The organism is Mesorhizobium sp. M7A.F.Ca.CA.004.12.1.1, from assembly GCF_003997835.1.
In the GTDB taxonomy this organism is placed as follows: Bacteria; Pseudomonadota; Alphaproteobacteria; order Rhizobiales; family Rhizobiaceae; genus Mesorhizobium.
The window spans coordinates 1-1,517 of record NZ_RZRK01001110.1 but is presented as its reverse complement, the minus strand read 5'-3'; the positions used below and the strand labels follow the sequence as shown (position 1 = coordinate 1,517).

The 1,517-nt window shown below is 60.6% G+C and carries 2 protein-coding genes; both read right to left on the bottom strand.

All coding sequences use genetic code 11. The features are described from left to right. A partial coding sequence (locus tag EN984_RS34170; RefSeq protein WP_245480182.1) for an alanine racemase occupies nucleotides 1–353 on the bottom strand: 353 nt, incomplete at its 3' end. A gap of 134 nt (nucleotides 354–487) precedes the next feature. Then, on the bottom strand, nucleotides 488–1,517 hold a 1,030-nt coding region (locus EN984_RS34165), incomplete at its 5' end, for a GMC family oxidoreductase (RefSeq protein WP_164765902.1).

The following is a 1,517-nucleotide window of genomic DNA, read 5'->3' as shown; positions in this document are numbered from 1 at the left end:
GCCTCGATCTGGTCGACCACGGCCGCGCTATCGGCACAGAGCGAGATTTTCGACATTCTGGACAGCGCGGCCAGTCGCGCCAGCTTGCGGGAGGAAACGACCTCGTTCGAAACGAGAATGTCGCCTATACCTCCCCAGGCGAGAACCTCGGCCTCCGCTGTCTTTTGCACGCATTGGCCGATCGTCCCTCTGGCAATCTGCCAGTGAGCAATGACCGGGGACTTGTGGGTTTTCGCGTGAGCGCGCAACCGCACACCTGCTTTACGGCAGAATGCGGCCATACGGTCGAGATTTCCTTCCATTGCATCGAGATCGATGATGAGGGCAGGGGTATCGATATCCGCTTCGCTCATTCCGGGCTCGGCAGGCGGGCGCTGGACCATTTTGTCTTTCTCCGATCGCGATGATGCCAATCAGGACCACGCAGGCGAGGGATCGTCCTTGCCTGATATGCGAGACGATCGACGGACAACCCGCATCATCCGCGTCAGGCGGCTATCGACGATCGCGTCTGCTGCGAGAGGGTTTCGAAATTGTCGCGAATATAGGCCGCGGCACGCAAGGCGAGCGCCGAGATGGTGGCCGTCGGATTGACGACGCCGCCGGTGGTGAGCACGCTTCCATCGACAATGAAGAGGTTTGGCACCTCCCAGGTCTGGTTCCATTGGTTGACGACGGATGTCGATGGGTCGCTGCCCATCCGGCAGGTGCCGATCATGTGCCAGGCTGGTGTGCGATAAACGCCCTCCTTGTCGCGATAATCATGCAGCCGATATTCGAAAGCACCGCAGGCCTTTGCGAGCTCTTCGAGGCGATCCAGCATGTAGTTCATCATACGCTTGTCGTTCTCGCCGGGCGCGTAGCGGGTCTTTGCCGCAGGCACGCCATCGGAATCCTTCAGCACAGGATCCAGCGTCACGCGGTTTTCCGGATTGGGCAGATCGTCGCCAATGGCGAAAACGCCGATGGAATGGCCGAAGTGGCGCTCGAACCAAGGGTGATGGTCGCGGCCCCATGGCGCGTGGGCCGGCGTGAACCAGCCTGCCGCAAGCTCTCCGGCCGACGGCGTGGAGGTGATGCAATTGAAGTTGAAACCGTTGACGAAACCGCGCGACACGTCCGTCTCGGCAAACTGCCGCGACAGCAGGGATGCGACGTAACCGATATGACCGTCGACAGGCTCGTCGACCCACATTTCGCAGGCAACCAGCGTGTGGTGCAGAAGATAACGTCCGACCTGATCATTGGCGTTGGCAAGATTGTCGGATGCAAGAAGGAGCCGTGGCGTTCCGATGCCGTTCGCGGCCACGATAACCAGTTTTGCGCCCTGGAAATGTTGCTTCCCGGTCTTGCGGTCGACATAAAGAGCGCCGCTCGCGCGGCCGTCCGGGTCCTTCTCGATCTTGAGCACGCGGGCGTTGATGCGCAGTTCGCAGCCGGCATCCAGAGCCTTGGGCCAGATGGACAGCGAATATTTGCTCATCGATCCACGTGGGCAGCCGTTGCATGTGCCGCAG